The 16,427-nt window shown below is 70.1% G+C and carries 16 protein-coding genes; 13 read left to right on the top strand and 3 right to left on the bottom strand.

Going from position 1 to position 16,427, the window contains the following annotated elements; translation table 11 throughout:
- Window positions 1-46: 46 nt before the first annotated feature.
- Complete coding sequence (locus HCR68_RS03600) at window positions 47-796, bottom strand: hypothetical protein (RefSeq protein ID WP_167146237.1); 750 nt, start codon at window positions 794-796, stop codon at window positions 47-49.
- Window positions 797-1,076: 280 nt separating this feature from the next.
- Here HCR68_RS03600 and HCR68_RS03595 point away from each other — a divergent pair, with 280 nt between their 5' ends.
- The 3 genes from HCR68_RS03595 to HCR68_RS03585 all read left to right on the top strand — a co-directional run bounded on the left by HCR68_RS03595 (window position 1,077) and on the right by HCR68_RS03585 (window position 3,394).
- A complete protein-coding gene (locus tag HCR68_RS03595; protein ID WP_243858916.1) occupies window positions 1,077-2,222 on the top strand; it encodes a DMT family transporter in 1,146 nt (381 codons plus the stop codon).
- A complete protein-coding gene (locus HCR68_RS03590; protein WP_243858915.1) occupies window positions 2,110-2,409 on the top strand; it encodes an ArsR family transcriptional regulator in 300 nt (99 codons plus the stop codon). The genes HCR68_RS03595 and HCR68_RS03590 overlap by 113 nt, the downstream gene beginning before the upstream one ends.
- Before the next feature lie 61 nt (window positions 2,410-2,470).
- On the top strand, window positions 2,471-3,394 hold the full coding sequence (locus tag HCR68_RS03585; protein ID WP_167146234.1) for a tyrosine recombinase XerC: 924 nt from the start codon (window positions 2,471-2,473) through the stop codon (window positions 3,392-3,394).
- Between the two features lie 20 nt (window positions 3,395-3,414).
- On the opposite strand, the gene HCR68_RS03580 is transcribed toward HCR68_RS03585, so the two are convergent.
- On the bottom strand, window positions 3,415-4,518 hold the full coding sequence (locus HCR68_RS03580; protein ID WP_167146233.1) for a serine hydrolase domain-containing protein: 1,104 nt from the start codon (window positions 4,516-4,518) through the stop codon (window positions 3,415-3,417).
- Window positions 4,519-4,684: 166 nt separating this feature from the next.
- Window positions 4,685-5,356, bottom strand: coding sequence for a M23 family metallopeptidase (locus tag HCR68_RS14145; RefSeq protein ID WP_243858914.1), 672 nt, complete (start codon window positions 5,354-5,356; stop codon window positions 4,685-4,687).
- Window positions 5,357-5,930: 574 nt separating this feature from the next.
- On the opposite strand from HCR68_RS14145, the gene rpsB reads away from it, so the two are divergent.
- The 10 genes from rpsB (at window position 5,931) to ispG (ending at window position 16,395) form a co-directional block, all read left to right on the top strand.
- Entirely contained in the window at window positions 5,931-6,800 is an 870-nt protein-coding gene (gene rpsB, locus HCR68_RS03570) for a 30S ribosomal protein S2 (protein ID WP_167146232.1), read from the top strand.
- Window positions 6,801-6,925: 125 nt separating this feature from the next.
- Complete coding sequence (tsf, locus tag HCR68_RS03565) at window positions 6,926-7,765, top strand: translation elongation factor Ts (protein WP_167146231.1); 840 nt, start codon at window positions 6,926-6,928, stop codon at window positions 7,763-7,765.
- A gap of 279 nt (window positions 7,766-8,044) precedes the next feature.
- Window positions 8,045-8,797 (top strand): UMP kinase, encoded by a 753-nt coding sequence (gene pyrH, locus HCR68_RS03560; protein WP_167146229.1) that lies wholly within the window; start codon window positions 8,045-8,047, stop codon window positions 8,795-8,797.
- Between the two features lie 156 nt (window positions 8,798-8,953).
- Window positions 8,954-9,511 carry a ribosome recycling factor gene (frr, locus tag HCR68_RS03555; RefSeq protein WP_009232167.1) on the top strand — a complete coding sequence of 186 codons (558 nt, stop codon included), beginning with the start codon at window positions 8,954-8,956 and terminating at the stop codon, window positions 9,509-9,511.
- Between the two features lie 71 nt (window positions 9,512-9,582).
- A complete protein-coding gene (locus HCR68_RS03550) occupies window positions 9,583-10,512 on the top strand; it encodes a phosphatidate cytidylyltransferase (RefSeq protein WP_167146228.1) in 930 nt (309 codons plus the stop codon).
- 72 nt (window positions 10,513-10,584) lie between these two features.
- A complete protein-coding gene (rlmN, locus tag HCR68_RS03545; RefSeq protein WP_167146226.1) occupies window positions 10,585-11,847 on the top strand; it encodes a 23S rRNA (adenine(2503)-C(2))-methyltransferase RlmN in 1,263 nt (420 codons plus the stop codon).
- Window positions 11,844-12,389 (top strand): DivIVA domain-containing protein, encoded by a 546-nt coding sequence (locus HCR68_RS03540; protein WP_009394555.1) that lies wholly within the window; start codon window positions 11,844-11,846, stop codon window positions 12,387-12,389. Before rlmN ends, HCR68_RS03540 begins: the two co-directional genes overlap by 4 nt.
- A 63-nt stretch (window positions 12,390-12,452) precedes the next feature.
- Window positions 12,453-13,754 carry a 1-deoxy-D-xylulose-5-phosphate reductoisomerase gene (gene dxr / locus HCR68_RS03535; RefSeq protein ID WP_167146224.1) on the top strand — a complete coding sequence of 434 codons (1,302 nt, stop codon included), beginning with the start codon at window positions 12,453-12,455 and terminating at the stop codon, window positions 13,752-13,754.
- On the top strand, window positions 13,751-15,085 hold the full coding sequence (locus tag HCR68_RS03530) for a site-2 protease family protein (RefSeq protein WP_167146222.1): 1,335 nt from the start codon (window positions 13,751-13,753) through the stop codon (window positions 15,083-15,085). The genes dxr and HCR68_RS03530 overlap by 4 nt, the downstream gene beginning before the upstream one ends.
- A gap of 128 nt (window positions 15,086-15,213) precedes the next feature.
- Window positions 15,214-16,395, top strand: a complete 1,182-nt coding sequence (gene ispG / locus HCR68_RS03525; protein ID WP_167146221.1) for a flavodoxin-dependent (E)-4-hydroxy-3-methylbut-2-enyl-diphosphate synthase — start codon at window positions 15,214-15,216, stop codon at window positions 16,393-16,395.
- Window positions 16,396-16,427 lie beyond the last annotated feature (32 nt).

Below are 16,427 nucleotides of genomic sequence, written 5' to 3'. Positions count from 1 at the left end.
CGGAGCAGTGACTCCTGGTGCCTCCTGGAAGCGGCTCCGGAAGAGGTCAGAGGACGGTGGACGACGACAGGGCGAGCTCCTGGCTGGAGCGTCGGGCCTCCTCGTCCAGTAGCGGAAGGTCCTCGATGGTCACGAGCCGGGCCGTCAGCGCGTAGTCGACCAGGGCGGTGCGCCGGTAGGAGGCGTGTGCACGCGGACCACCCCGCATGCCCTTGACCCCGATGCGGTCGAGCTTGTCGCAGACATTGTCCAGCGCACGGTTGAAACGGGTGATCCTCCAGCCCAGGCGGGCGGCGGCGTCGGTATTGCGAGGCAGGTCGACCGGGCCGGTGCCGGTGCGGCGCAGCCAGGGCTCCGCCAGGGCGAGGGTCACCAGGTGCTGGTTGCGAGTCAGATTCACCAGGCCCACGGTGGTCTGACCGCTGCCCGGCGGAACGTCTCTGGTCTGGGAGAGCTCGTAGCCGGGGAAGGGGACCCGCAGGAGGATCTCGTAGGTGGTGGATCCTGCGGTGAAGACGATCGCCATGTCCGGAAAGACGAGTGGCACCCGGGAGCCGGGGGCCACCCACGAGCGGGAGGTGCCGGAGCGCTCGGTGATCGTGGCGCCGATCCGGGAACCGACGTTGGCCACCCACCACAGGTCGGCGTCGTGCTCAATGATGAGGAAGCGCCGATGGAGGAAGAGGTTGTCCTCATCAAGGACGAGATCGCCCTCTCGGCCGATCTGAAAGGGCGTTCCGGGGGTGATCCGAAACAGCTCACCAATGAAGTCGAGGAGCAGAGGCTCTCCGGTCATCGTCGTCACTCCTTCAGGGTCCGCTGTCATGAGGGCCGGGATCCCCCGGGAACGGTCGCGAGGGGCGGCGCTGCCCTCCCTCCAAGAATGCCACAACCAGCCAAACGGTAGGAAGGCGTGTCGTCCGTTGGTGTCCGGCACCGAGGCGCCCACTCATCGATATATCGCATATTATCGATGAGTTGGTTATGCTGCCGGTGCAAGCACGTTGTCGAGCCGGGGTGCGGCGCTTCCCGCGCGGACCATCGCTGGTGACCAGAGTCAGGAAGGAGTGGATCCGATGACGCAGCGTCTGAGCCGGGCGGTGGGCGGTCGGGCGAAGGGCGGGGCGATCGCCTGCGCGGTCCTCGCGGTGGGCTGCCTGGCGCTTGGGGGAGTGTTCGTCCGGCTCAGCGAGGTCGGACCGATCGCCACCGGTGGATTCCGCTCCCTGATCGCCGCCCCGATGCTGTTCCTGCTCTCCGTCGGTGCTCGTCTGCGACACGGATCCTCGCGGCAGGAGCGAATGCCCGTGCGTGACCACGCAACCATCGCCCTGGGAGGACTGCTCCTCGCGATCGACCTGTGCCTGTGGAACGTGTCCTTCTTGTACACAACACTGGCGGAGTCGAATCTCTTGGCGAATCTCGTCCCCTTCGCCGCGGCGATCTATGGGTGGGTGCTGTTTCGGGACGTTCCCAGTGCCAGGCTGATTCCTCCAGGGCTCCTGGCGATCGGGGGACTGCTGCTCCTGACTCCCGTCGGAGTCCATGCCGATCCGCAGCGCCTGCTCGGAAACGCGATGGCCCTGGCCACGGCGTTCTTCTACACGGGGTTTCTCGTCGTCGCCCAGGGGCTGCGACAGCGCTACCCGGCGCTGCGCATCATGACGATTCTCAGCCTCTGGTGCGCCGCAGGGTGTCTTGCGGTGGCGGTGCTCCGTGGAGAAGACATGCTTCCGCGTACCGCGACGGGCTGGCTGCTGCTCATCGTCCTGGCACTCACCTCCCAGATACTCGGGCAGACCCTCATGGCGCACGCCATGCACTTCATGTCGCTGCAGCTCGGGTCCCTGTTCGCCCTGCTCCAGCCCGTGGCCGCGGCCGCCTACGCCTACATCCTGTTCGCCGAGACCCTGACGCTCTCGCAACTTATCGGCGTCGTGGTCCTCATCGTCAGCATCTACTGGCTACTGGGCCAAGCTCGTCCTCGGTTCGTGAGCGGAGTGAGCGTTTCTGGGCGAGTGATATGCTCGACCGAGCCTCGAGCAGCAGTGGGGGTGCACAATGTCGGCGAGGGCACAAGGCCGCCCGGAGAGTGCGGACTTAAACGACGTGGTCGACGCTCTCAAGGTTCTGGCACACCCTGTACGCCTCCAGATTCTGCAGTGGCTCCGAGAGCCTCGGGAGCAGTTCCCCATCGAGCGGGGGATCGCGGACCCCGATGAGTACGGGGTCTGCATCAAGCAGATCACTGACAAGGTCGGGCTCGCCCAGTCCACCGTCTCGGCCTTCATGCGAGCCCTGGAGCGTGAGGACCTGGTCACCTCCACGCGTATTGGAAAATGGACCCACTACAAGCGCAATGAGCGGCGCATCGCAGAGGTCTGCGCACAGCTCGCCACGCTCGCCTAGCGCCTTTCATTCATCTCATTCGTCCTATTCGTCCGGGAGAACCGTCGTCGGGAGGAGTCCCATGCCGAGGACGCGCGCGGATCTGCTCGCCGCCTATCGCAGGTACCTGTCCCTGCAGCGCGACCTGTCCCAGCACACCGTGCGGGCCTACCTCGTCGACGTCGGCGACCTGCTGAGCTTCCTCGGCGTCGGTGAGGATGACGCCGAGCCCGTTGACCCGGCCCTGTCCACCCTCGACCTGGCGGACCTGCGCGAATGGCTCGCCGCCCTGGCCGCGAGCGGCCACTCGCGCGCCACCCTGGCCCGCCGCTCCGCCTCCATCCGAACCTTCTCCGCCTGGGCCTTCGAGGAGGACCTTCTCGCCTCCGACGTCGCCGCGCGGCTGCGCGCCCCTCGTGTCGACAACCGACTGCCCGGAGTGCTCACGCCCCAGCAGGCCTCACGGCTCCTTCAGACCACCACGGACCTCGCCTCCGACGGGGACGCCCTGGCCGTGAGGGACCTGGCCATCATCGAGACGCTCTACGCGACCGGCGTGCGGGTCTCCGAGCTCGTGGGCCTCAACGTCTCCGACCTGGACCACTCCCAACGCACCCTGCGGGTCCTGGGCAAGGGCCGCAAGGAACGCACCGTCCCCTACGGGCTCCCCGCCGCCAGGGCCCTGGAGGGCTGGCTGGGGCGGCGCGGTGAGATCTGCGCCCCCGACGCCGGCGCCGCGCTCTTCCTGGGGGCACGAGGGCGGCGCATCGACCCCCGTGCGGTACGCGACGTCGTCCACCGCCTGTGCGCGGCCGCCCAGGTGCCCGACCTGGGGCCGCACGGGCTGCGTCACAGCACCGCCACCCATGTCCTGGGCGGGGGAGCGGACCTGCGCAGCGTTCAGGAGCTCCTGGGGCACTCATCGCTGGCCACCACCCAGCGCTACACCCACGTCTCGGCCGAGCGGCTGCGCAGCGTCTACGAGCAGGCCTTCCCCCGCGCCTGAGCCGCCTTTCGCAACACGGCCTAGCGGGGGAGAGAGGTGCGGGGAAGGCGGGCCAGGCGACGGGCGATCATGGTGTGCAGTGCGAAGCTGCGCCGCATCTGCGCGGTGGAGTGGAGGTTCATGATGACGTGAGCACGCCGGCGCGGGTAGAAGAAGCAGTGAACCGCCCACAGGCCCAGACCCCCCACCGGCTCGGGCAGGTTCCGCAGGACCAAGGGCATGAACTCGCCGAAGCGGATCGTGGCCAGGCCCGTCCCGTAGTGGATGCCCGCGCGCAGCCGCGAGCGGGGCCGGACCATGCGCGCCAGCAGAACCTGATCAACCAGCTCCGCCTCATGCAGGGCCTCCTGAAACCGCACCATGTCCTCCAGAGTGGTCACCGCACCACCGTCGGCGGCCCCGGCGGACAGCGCCCTGGCATGGCTGACCTCCATGCCCTTGACCCACACCGGCGCGATGTCCACAGCCGCCAGCTCCTCGTCGGTGGCCGTGGAGTGCGGCTGGCCCGTGCTCCCCATCTGCGCGGGCCGGAACACCTGGGTGCTCAGGACCTCATGCGCGGGCAGGCCGGTGACCCCCTGGAGCACGCACAGGGCCAGGGCGTAGTTGGCGTCCCCGTAGGCGAAGCGCTCTCCGGGGCGGCCCAGGGGCGGCAGCCCCGCGCACTGCGCCACCACCTCGGCCGGGTCCCATCGGCGACCGGGCCGGCGCATGATGCGGTCCAGCGAGCACTCGGTGGAGTACCCGCGTGGCGGATCCACCGGGTCGGGTAGCCCTGAGCGGTGACTGAGCAGATGGGCCAGGGTCAGGTCCCGGGACAGGACGACGCCGGGAGCGGCGGGCAGTGCCGACAGGTCGATGTCCGGGGTCAGGTCCCCGAGCGGCGCATCCAGGGACAGTAGTCCCTGCCGGGCCAGACGCGCCGCTGCAACCGCCACGAAGGGCTTGCCGGCGCTCGCGGTATGGAAGGGCTGGTCGACCTCGCCGAAGGAGAACCTCACACCTGGAGCGACGACGAGCACCTGCGGAGCCGGCAGACCGGGGCGGCGCCTGGCGGTCAGCCTCTCCAGCCTGGGCCGCAGGGAGGTCTCGAGCCAGTGTTGGAGGGACTCGGAAGGATCCATGTCTCTACCTCATTCACAAAGAAAAGATGCCTATGAGACAGGTTATGTTCTCCCCCTTCCCATCTCCACGACCTCGGTCACCTCGTGCCGTCATCGGCAGGAGTGCTGGCGAGTACGGTCGAGCGCCGCTCGCCGCGGCCTCGTCCCGCGGTGCTGAGCGCCCGAGCTACTGGACCGGTTTGAGACGGATGACGGCCGGTTGCAGCAGGCGCAGCGGGTTGATGTAGGTCTTGGGACCGGTGCGCGCGCCCCAGTGCAGGGCGCAGACCCCGTCCGAGCGGTGCCCCGGCAGCAAGGTGCCGATGACCTGCCCCGCGCCCACCGTCTCTCCCGCGCTGACTGAGGGCTCCACCGGCTCATAGGTGGTGCGGATCCCGTCGCCGTGGTCGATGGAGACCACCGGACGCTCGGCCACCATTCCGGCGAAGACGACCGTGCCCGCGGCGGCGCTGCGGATCTGCAAGCCCTCCGCGGCCGCAAGATCGACTCCCCTGTGTCCGCGCCCCCACACGACGGCGGGAGGATCGAAGCCCTCCACCACGGTGGCCGGCGCACCGGTCGGCCACTGGTAGCGGCCACGTACGTGCCGGGGCCCCAGCGGCTGTCCCAGGTCGGTGCCCGCCCCCGTCTCCTCGATGAACCGGCTGATGAGGCTGGCATTCGTGAGGAGCGGGACCGGCGAGGACATCACTGAACCGGCCTGTCCGGCGGATGTGCTCGTCAGCTCGGGAAAGGCGGGATCCCGGATGCCAGGAGGCGGGACCCTGCTCACGTTGGGAACCGACGGCGTTCCCGGGAGTGCGGTCAGCGAACCGCAGGCGATCAGGGCTGCTGCCACCGCGGCAAGGCGACGGGGCGAGTGACCGGCTGAGCGATGAGTCGTGCGGGATTGGCGAGGATGTCCTGAGTGCATGCCATCAGGGTGCGCGCCGCCCGGACCCTCCCGCCGGGTGTGTCGTCGGCCCTGTGGAAAACGCTCTTGGAAAACTGCCTGTGGTGACCGGGACGACTCCGAATTCCGCCGGATCGGCCTCGGCAGTCGCCCCGGCCCTGTGGTAGCCTCGCCTCCGCAGCATTCTGCGGATCGCTCCGGCGTCAGCGGGAGACGGGCCCGGAATGCTGACTTCGCGTGCCTGCACCCGAGCACCTCGGGACGTCCCTCCGGGCGACACGGTCGCGGTCCCGGTCATCACGGTTCGCCACGGTGAACGGGTGGCCGTGCGTCGCAGGCGCCAGGCCCCATCCGCATCGGCTCCCAGCCGGTCACCGCCTCGGTGCGCGCCCTCAAGGCGTGCGGAACCACGGGGAACAACCCAGAAGAATAACCCTGGGACGCGCCCGAGCACACTGCGCGGCCGTCCCCCGAATGATCGTGCGTCGAGCAACCTCTCGGCACACACGGAAGGACCGTCATGGCCGTCGTCACCATGCGCCAGCTCCTTGATAGCGGTGTCCACTTCGGGCACCAGACCCGTCGCTGGAACCCCAAGATGAAGCGCTTCATCCTCACCGAGCGCAACGGCATCTACATCATCGACCTCCAGCAGTCCATCGAGGGCATCAACACCGCCTACGACTTCGTCAAGGAGATCGTCGCTCGCGGCGGCAACATCCTGTTCGTCGGAACCAAGAAGCAGGCCCAGGCCGCCGTGGCCGAGCAGGCCCAGCGCGTCGGCATGCCCTACGTCAACCAGCGTTGGCTTGGCGGCATGCTCACCAACTTCTCCACCGTGCGCGCCCGCCTGGACCGCATGAAGGAGCTCGAGCAGATCGACTTCGACGATGTGGCCGGTTCCGGCCGCACCAAGAAGGAGCTGCTCATGATGCGCCGCGAGAAGGACAAGCTCCAGCGCACCCTGGGCGGTATCCGCGACATGAGCAAGCTCCCCGCGGCCGTGTGGGTCGTGGACACCAAGAAGGAGCACCTGGCCATCTCCGAGGCCCAGAAGCTCGGGATCCCGGTCATCGCCATCCTGGACACCAACTGCGACCCGGACGAGGCCACCTATGGCATCCCCGGCAATGATGACGCCATTCGCGCCGTCACCCTGCTGACCCGCGTCGTCGCCGACGCCACCGCCGAGGGCCTGCTGGCCCGCTCCGGCGGCCGCGCCCGCACCGGTGAGGAGGCCGAGGTCGCCCCCGCCGACGCCGAGCCGCTGCCCGAGTGGGAGGCGCAGCTCCTCGCCGGGGCCGAGGCCGATCAGGCCGCTGAGACCGCCGCGGAGACCGCTGAGGCCGTCGAGGCCGCTGCCGAGGCCCCTGCCGCCGAGCAGGCCTGAGTCCGGGAACCTCGCCCACCTCCTCGTTCACAGCGCGACGTCTGCGCGCTGTGAGCACCTTCCACACGTCCTTTTTCACACGTCTATTAGTCACTGACTGATCACTGACTGACCAGGAGACATTCATGGCGAACTACACCACTGCTGACATCAAGGCGCTGCGCGAGAAGACCGGCGCCGGCATGCTCGACGTCAAGAAGGCCCTCGACGAGGCCGAGGGCGACGCCGAGAAGGCCATCGAGATCATCCGCGTCAAGGGCCTCAAGGGCATTGCCAAGCGCGAGGGCCGCGCCGCCTCCGCCGGCCTCATCGCCGCCAAGGTCGTCGACTCCGGCGACGGTCAGGTCGGCGTCCTCGTGGAGATCAACGCCGAGACCGACTTCGTGGCCAAGAACCAGAAGTTCCTCGACTACGCCGAGCAGGTCCTCACCGCCGCCCTCGCCTCCGGCGCCACCGACGCCGAGGCCCTGGCCGAGGTCGAGGTCGACGGCTCCACCGTCAAGGAGCTCACCGACGGCATGCAGGCCGTCATCGGCGAGAAGATCGTCGTGCGTCGCGTCGGCTGCATCGAGGCCGACAACATCGAGCTCTACCTGCACCGCACCAACCCCGACCTGCCCGCCCAGGTCGGCGTCCTGGTGGGTACCGACGCCAAGGCCGCCGAGGTGGCCCACGACGTCGCCATGCACATCGCCGCCTACTCCCCGGACTACGCCACCCGCGACGACGTCCCGGCCGAGGTCGTGGACAAGGAGCGCGCCATCGCCGAGGAGACCACCCGCGCCGAGGGCAAGCCCGAGAAGGCCATCCCCAAGATCGTCGAGGGTCGCCTGGGCGGCTTCTACAAGGAGAACGTCCTGGTCGACCAGGCCTTCGCCAAGGACCCCAAGACCACGGTCGGCAAGGTCGTCGAGGCCACCGGTGGTGAGCTGACCGGATTCGTCCGCTTCCGCGTCGGCGCCTGATCCACTCGCCATCGGGCCGGCTCGCCGGCCAGCGGCCTGCGTCCTCGGACCGGCCGGAGACATCCGGGGCGGGGCCACGAGCACCATGCTCGTGGCCCCGCCCCGTCCCATTGTCCCCAGTCACCACGGCCGGGCCGGGACCCCGCTCCGGGACATGTCGCAGGGCATAGTCCCATGGCGTGTCTGACCGTCGAGGGTGAGCCTCATCGGGGCCCGGCACCGTCGCGGACGGGGTAGGCTGTGCGGAGCCCGCCCACCGACCCCAGGAGACATAGCGCAATGAGTCAGGAACCGGCTCGTGACGATCGCGTCGCCCACGGCACGCACCCCAGACGTGTTCTGCTCAAGCTCTCCGGTGAGGTCTTCGGCGGCGGATCGATAGGCCTGGATCCCGACGTCGTCTCCGACGCCGCCCGCCAGATCGCCGACGCCGTCCGCGCCGGCGTCCAGGTATCCGTCGTCGTCGGAGGCGGGAACTTCTTCCGCGGCGCCGAGCTCTCGTCGAGGGGCATGGACCGCGCCCGCGCCGACTACATGGGCATGCTGGGTACCGTCATGAACGCCCTGGCCCTCCAGGACTTCATCGAGAAGGCGGGCGTGCCCGCCCGCGTCCAGACCGCCATCGCCATGGGGCAGGTCGCCGAGTCCTACATCCCCCTGCGCGCCATCCGTCACATGGAGAAGAACCGCGTCGTCGTCTTCGGCGCCGGCGCCGGCCTGCCCTACTTCTCCACGGACACGGTCTCGGCCCAGCGCGCCCTGGAGACCCACTGCGACGAGCTGCTCGTGGGGAAGAACGGGGTCGACGGCGTCTACACCGCCGACCCCCGCAAGAACCCCGACGCCCAGCGCCTCGACCACCTCACCTACGAGCGGGCCCTGGCCGACGGCCTCCAGGTGGTCGACGCCTCCGCCTTCGCCCTGTGCCGTGACAACGGCCTGACCATGCGCGTCTTCGGCATGGGGGAGCCCGGCAACATCACTCGCGCCCTCCTGGGTGAGAGAATCGGGACGCTCGTCAGCTGCAGCTGACCCGGTGCCGGACTCCGCGAGGCCGACGACGACCCCGCCCGGGCGCCGCGCCCGCCCACCACGCGGACGACCACCACACCTCGAGAACCAGCCGCCATCCCCGCGATGGCCGACAACGACCCACGAACCCACGACCGCCCCAGCAAAGGAAGCACCATGATCGACGACGTCATGCTCGAGGCCGAGGACAAGATGGACAAGGCCCTCCAGGCCGCCAAGAGCGAGCTCGCCTCCATCCGCACCGGCCGCGCCAACCCCTCGATGTTCAACGGGATCGTGGTGGACTACTACGGCGCACCCACCCCGCTCCAGCAGCTCGCCTCCCTGACGATCCCCGAGGCCCGCACCGTCCTGGTCAGTCCCTTCGACCGCTCCGCCATGAAGGACATCGTCACCGCCATCCGCGAGTCCGACCTCGGCGTCAACCCCACGGACGACGGCACCGTCATCCGCGTCACCCTGCCGGCACTGACCGAGGAGCGCCGCAAGGACTACGTCAAGCTCGCCCGCTCTCGCGCCGAGGACTCCCGGGTCCAGGTGCGCGGAATCCGCGGCAAGGCCAAGAAGGAGCTCGAGGCCATCAAGAAGGACGGCGAGGCCGGCGAGGACGACGTCAAGCGCGCCGAGCACGAGCTCGACGGCCTCACCAAGCGCTTCGTCGAGCAGATCGACGCCGCTCTGAGCGCCAAGGAGGGCGAGCTCCTCGAGGTCTGACCCCAGACCCGGGAGCCGCCGCGCCTGCGCGCCGGCGCTCCGCCCCTGTCCCGCCGACCCCTGTGAGCCCCGTGACGACCCTGCTGAACCCGCGCCCCACGCGCAACCACGACCCCCTGCCCGCCACCGGGCGGGCAGGGCGCAACCTGCCCGCCGCCGTCGGGGTGGCGGTCGTGCTCATCGCCGTGGTCCTGGGCTCCCTGGCCTTCTACAAGGTCGTCTTCGTGGGTGTCGTCGTCCTGGCCGTCTGCGGGGCGCTGTGGGAGCTGGCGGCGGCCTTCGCCCGCAAGAACATCCGCCTGCCGCTGGCGCCGCTGTGGCTGGGCACCCTGGGCATCTCCGTCTGCGCCTGGGAGCTGGGGGCGGAGGCGGCCTTCGGGGCCTACGTGGCCACCGCCGGCGCCTGCGTCCTGTGGAGCTTCATGGATCAGGCGGAGGCGGAGACCGGAACGGTCCTGGAGCAGGCCGGCCACGACGTCCCCCGCACCGAGGCCCACGACGAGGTCCGCCGTTCGCGCTCCAGCGCCGCGGCCGCCTCGGTCTTCGCCGCCACCTACCTGCCCTACCTGGCCGGCTTCGCGGTCCTGCTCCTGGTCCAGGATCACGGGGTGGGGAAGGTCATGACGCTCATCGCCCTGGCGGCCGCCAACGACACCGGCGGGTGGCTGGCGGGCATCACCTTCGGCCGTCATCCTCTGGCCCCCTCGGTCTCGCCCAAGAAGTCCTGGGAGGGTCTCATGGGCTCGCTCCTGGCGGCTGTGGCCACCGGGGCGGGATGCGTCTGGGCGATCGGAGGCCCCTGGTGGGCCGGGGTCGTGCTGGGCGTCTGCACCGTCATCGTCTCCACCCTGGGAGACCTGGGGGAGTCCCTGCTCAAGCGCGACCTGGGACTCAAGGACATGGGAACGCTCCTGCCCGGACACGGAGGAATCATGGACCGCCTCGACTCCATCCTCGTGGCCGCTCCACTTGTCTACGCCTTCACCCTCCTGGTGAAATAGGGACTGCATGCCGCACCCACCCCTATCGACCAGCCCGGCCCTCCCCAGCCCCGGGACACGAGGAGCACGAGCGTGAGTCCTTCGCGAGTACAGCAGCGCCCCCGGCGCCCGCAGCCCATCAGCATCACCGATCGGCCGGCCGGCGGCCAGATTCAGGTCATGCCCACCGACCAGCCGCCGGAGGGCGCCACCAGTCCCGACGCCAGGCCGCGGCTGTCCTTCGCCGTGCCGGCGGCCCGAGGCAAGGCCCCCCGGCACCTGGCCGACCTCGACCTGGCCGGACGCAAGGCCGCCTGCAAGGACTCGGGCCTGCCCTCCTTCCGGGCCGATCAGCTCTCACGGCACTACTTCGCGCACTTCACCCGCGACAGCGCGGACATGACCGACCTGCCCGCCTCCCAGCGCGAGCAGCTGTGCGCCGAGCTCCTGCCCGAGCTCATCAGCCCGGTGCGCGCCCTGCGCGCCGACGGTGGACGCACCATCAAGCACCTGTGGGAGCTGCACGACGGCGTACGCGTCGAGAGCGTCCTCATGCGCTACAAGGACCGCACCACCCTGTGCGTCTCCTCCCAGGCCGGCTGCGGCATGGCCTGCCCCTTCTGCGCCACCGGCCAGATGGGCCTGACCCGCAACCTGTCGACCGCGGAGATCGTCGAGCAGGTGCGCCACGCCGCCCAGGCCTCGGCCGCCGGCGACCTGAGCGGGGGACCGGCGCGCCTGTCCAACGTGGTCTTCATGGGCATGGGCGAGCCGATGGTCAACTACAAGAACGTCGTCGGCGCCCTCCACCGGCTCATTGACCCGGCTCCCGAGGGCTTCGGCCTGTCGGCCCGCGGCATCACCGTGTCCACGGTGGGCCTGGTCCCCCTCATCCGCCGGCTCGCCGGTGAGGGCCTGCCGGTGACCCTGGCCGTCTCCCTGCACGCCCCCGACGACGAGCTGCGCGACGAGCTCATCCCCGTCAACTCCAAGTGGAAGGTCGGCGAGCTGCTCGACGCCGCCCACGACTACTTCCTGGCCACCGGCCGGCGGGTCTCCATCGAGTACGCGCTCATCAAGGACATGAACGACCACGCCTGGCGCGCCCAGCTGCTGGCCGACGAGCTCAACCGCCGGGACACCGGATGGGCCCATGTCAACCCCATCCCGCTCAACCCGACGCCGGGCTCCATCTGGACCTGCTCGGAGGTTGCGGTTCAGGATATGTTCGTCGACACGCTCCGGCGTGCCGGAATTACCACGACAGTGCGAGACACTCGAGGCAGCGACATCGACGGTGCCTGCGGTCAGCTCGCGACCGAGGTACTCAACCAGGAGAGGGCTAAGACGACATGAGCGACATGTTCCCCAAGTCAGCGCTCCTGCGACCGGGCTACCGCCCCGAGCAGGTCGACCGCTACTTCGAGACTGCTCACGAGATCTACGACGCCGGTGAGCTCGACGAGATGGACTCCGAGGGCGTACGCACCGTCGCCTTCGACGTGGTCCTGCGCGGCTACCAGCCCCAGGCCGTGGACGCTGCCCTCGACCGGCTCGAGGCCGCCTTCCTCCAGCGCCGGCGCGCCGCCTTCGTGGCCAAGAAGGGCCGCCAGGCCTGGATGGATCAGGTCACCCAGCTGGCCACCACCCTCTACCCCCGTCTCCTGCGCCCCGCCGGTGAGCGCTTCGCCCCGGCCTCCGGGCAGGGGTACGACAAGACCGACGTCGACGCCCTCATGGACCGCATCGCCGGCTACTTCGACTCCGACACCACCCTGACCTCCAGCGAGGTGCGCGGGGCGGTCTTCCGCCGGGCACGGGGCGGCAAGGCCTACGGCGAGCCCAGCGTCGACCGCTACCTGGCGCGCGTCGTCGAGGTCCTCCTGTCCGTCGAGTGAGCCGAGAGAGTCGTAAGAGAGCCGAGTAAGTCCCGAGTAAGTCCCGAGGAAACCCGTCGCCCCATGACCGGCCACGCACCGTCACGCCCCCGTTCCCCTCAGTCCCCCCGGCGACTGGTCCTGCTCGGATCCACCGGGTCCATCGGCACCCAGACCCTCCAGGTCCTCACCCGTCTGGGCCGGGACGCGCCCCGGGTGGCGGCCCTGGCCGCCGGCGGATCCCGCCTGGAGCTGCTGGCCCGTCAGGCCATCGCCCGGGAGGTTCCCGTCCTGGCCGTCACCGGTGGGGGAGCGGACCTCACCGGCCGCCTGCGCGACGCCCTGGCGGCCGCAGCCGCCGAGGCCGGCCGCCCCGACCCGGTCACCACCATCCTCACCGGCCCCGACGCCGCCACGACGACGGTCGAGGCCGCAGGGCTCGGGCCCGAGGACACGGTCGTCAACGGCATCACCGGCTCGGTGGGCCTGCTGCCCACGCTGGCCGCTCTGCGCAGCGGCGCCCGCCTGGCCCTGGCCAACAAGGAGTCCCTCGTCGTCGGGGGCGCCCTGGTCCGCCGATCGCTCGCCCGGCCCGGTCAGATCGTCCCGGTCGACTCCGAGCACTCTGCCATCGCCCAGGCCCTGGCCGGCGGCCGCCACGAGAAGGGACTGACCAGTGCCGTCATCAGCGGACGCAGCGAGGTGCGCCGACTGGTCCTGACCGCCTCAGGCGGCCCCTTCCGCGGTCGGAGCCGCGGCGAGCTCACCGGGATCAGCGCCGCCGCAGCCCTGAAGCATCCCACCTGGGACATGGGGCCGGTGGTGACCATCAACTCCTCGACCCTCATCAACAAGGGGCTCGAGCTCATCGAGGCCCACCTCCTGTTCGACGTCGCCCCCGAGCAGATCGACGTCGTCGTCCACCCCCAGTCCGTCATCCACTCCATGGTCGAGTTCACCGACGGCGCCACCATCGCCCAGGCCTCGCCGCCCGACATGCGCCTGCCCATCGCCCTGGGACTGACCTGGCCCCAGCGCCCCGACCTGTCCGGCCTGGTGGTGCCCAACAGCTGGAACGAGCCGGTCAGCTGGACCTTCGAGCCGCTGGACGGTGAGGTCTTCCCCGCCGTCGACCTGGCCCGCAGCGCCGTCGCGGCCTCACCCACCCACCCGGCCGTCCTCAACGCCGCCAACGAGCAGGCCGTCGCCGCCTTCCTCGCCGGTGGGCTTCAGTGGCTGGACATCGTCGAGATCGACGCGGCCGTGGTCGGCGAGCATGAGGGCATTACCTCCCCGAGCCTCGACGACGTCCTGGCCGCGGAGACCTGGGCGCGCACCCGCGCCGATGAGCTCATCGCGGCACGAAACGGAGGAACGCACACGTGAGCACTACCCTGGCCTACATCCTGGGCATCGTCATCCTCGTCATTGGGATCGGTGTCTCGGTGGCCCTCCACGAGCTCGGGCACATGATCCCGGCCAAGAAGTTCGGTGTGAAGGTGCCCGAGTACTTCATCGGCTTCGGCCCGAGGATCTGGTCGGTCAAGCGCGGTGAGACCGAGTACGGCGTCAAGGCCATCTGGCTGGGCGGCTACGTCAAGCTCGTCGGCATGCTGCCGCCGGCCAAGCCCGGCAAGCCGGACCGACGGCGCAAGGACGGCAGCCTCGGCATGGTCGGCGAGGCGCGCGCCGAGGCCCTCGAGGAGATCCGGCCCGGTGAGGAGCACCGCGCCTTCTACACCCTGAGCGTCCCCAAGAAGCTGATCGTCATGGCCGGCGGGATCCTCACCAACCTGGCTCTGGGAATCGTGCTCCTGGCCGTCGCCATCGGCGCGGTCGGCATCCCGGAGCGCACGACGACGCTGGCGACCGTGGCACCCTGCGTCTCATCCAACATCGACGCGGACGCTCCCTGCCAGGACTCCGACCCGGCCGGTCCCGCCAGCGCCGCGGGCATCGAGGCCGGCGACCGGATCGTCTCCTGGGGCGGAGTCGAGGTCTCCACCTGGGAGGAGATCCAGGCCCGGATCGCAGCCGGCGGAACCAGCCCCACCCAGGTCGTCATCGAGCGCGACGGTGCCAGGCGCACCGTGAGCGTCACAGCGGTCCAGGCCCAACGGACCGTCCTCGACTCGCAGGGCGCGCCGGTCAAGGACGCCTCGGGGGCCGTTCTCACCGAGCCCCGCCCCTACGTGGGCATCTCCCCGTCGCTGGGAACCATTCCGCAGAGCCCCGCCAAGATCCCGGGCCTCATCGGCCAGGCCGTCGGCGGCACGGTCAAGGCGATCGTCACCCTCCCGGTCGGGCTCTATCACGCCGTTCAGGCCGGGCTGGGCATCGAGCAGCGCAGCGCCGACAGCGGGGTCGTGGGCCTGGTGGGCATGGGACGCATGGCCGGACAGGCCACCAGCGGCGGCGCGGCCGGAGGCGGGGAGGTCCCCCTGTCGATGCGGGTCAGCACCATGCTCATGCTGCTGGGCAGCCTCAACCTGGCACTGTTCGCCTTCAACCTGGTGCCCCTGCTGCCCCTGGACGGCGGCCACGTGGCCGGAGCCTGCTGGGAGGGAATCCGGCGCATGATCGCCAGGGCGCAGGGGAAGCCCGACCCGGGACCGGTGGACACCGCCAGGATGCTGCCACTCGGTCAGGTCGTCTTCGGCCTGCTCGTCGTCATGGCCCTGGTCCTGGTGTGGGTGGATATCGCGGCCCCGCTGTGAGGACCGCGATGGCCGGGCAGCTGGTCGGGTGACGGGCCGGGCAGCCAGCCGGGTGACCCGGTGCCGGCGGGAGCGATGCCACACGCCTGCGGTACAGGGCCGGGCGGGCCGGGTGACATACTGGTCGGGTGACTGAAGCGATCGCTCTTGGTATCCCCACGATGCGTGCCCAGGCCCCGGTCCTGGCACCGCGCCGACCGACCCGCAAGATCAAGGTCGGCAGCCTCAACGTCGGTGGAGACGCCCCCATCACCGTGCAGTCGATGACCACCACGAAGACCCACGACATCGGCGCCACGCTCCAGCAGATCGCCGAGCTGACGGCCTCGGGCTGCGACATCGTCCGGGTGGCCTGCCCCACGGACAAGGACGCCGAGGCGCTGCCGATCATCGCCAGGCAGTCGCGCATCCCCGTCATCGCGGACATCCACTTCAACCCCAAGTACGTCTTCGCCGCCATTGAGGCCGGCTGCGGTGCGGTGCGCGTCAACCCCGGCAACATCCGCAAGTTCGACGACCAGGTCGCCGACATCTGCAAGGCCGCGTCCGACGCCGGTGTCTCCCTGCGCATCGGCGTCAACGCCGGAAGCCTCGACAAGCGCCTGCTCAAGAAGTACGGCAAGGCCACCCCCGAGGCCCTCGTGGAGTCGGCCACCTGGGAGGCCGGGCTGTTCGAGGAGAACGACTTCCACGACTTCAAGATCTCCGTCAAGCACCACGACGTCGTCACCATGGTGCAGGCCTACCGGCTCCTGTCGGAGGCCGGCCGGTGGCCCCTCCACCTGGGGGTGACCGAGGCCGGTCCCGCCTTCCAGGGCACCATCAAGTCCTGCGCCGCCTTCGGCACACTGCTCTCCGAGGGGATCGGCGACACCATCCGCGTCTCCCTGTCCGCGCCCCCGGTCGAGGAGGTCAAGGTGGGCACCAAGCTCCTGGAGTTCATGGGCCTGCGCGAGCGCCAGCTCGAGATCGTCTCCTGCCCCTCCTGCGGTCGGGCCCAGGTGGACGTGTGGACCCTGGCCGAGGAGGTGGAGGCCGGGCTCAAGAAGGTCACCGCGCCGCTGCGCGTGGCCGTCATGGGCTGCGTCGTCAACGGTCCCGGTGAGGCCCGCGAGGCCGACCTGGGCTGCGCCTCGGGCAACGGCAAGGGACAGATCTTCGTGCGCGGCAAGGTCGTCGAGACCGTCCCCGAGGACCAGGTCGTCGAGACCCTCCTCAAGCACGCCGAGGTCATGGCCGCAGAGATGGCCGAGGAGCTCGGCGAGGAGGCCCTGGCCGGCACCAGCCCCATGGTCTCGGCCGCCGGCTGAGGGCCGTCGAGGGCGGGGCGCGCCAGGCGCCC

Origin of the sequence: Actinomyces sp. ZJ308 (assembly GCF_011752065.1) — a bacterium.
Classification (GTDB): Bacteria; Actinomycetota; Actinomycetes; order Actinomycetales; family Actinomycetaceae; genus Actinomyces.
Note: the sequence above shows the minus strand (reverse complement) of the source record. Positions and strands in the feature narration are given on the sequence as shown.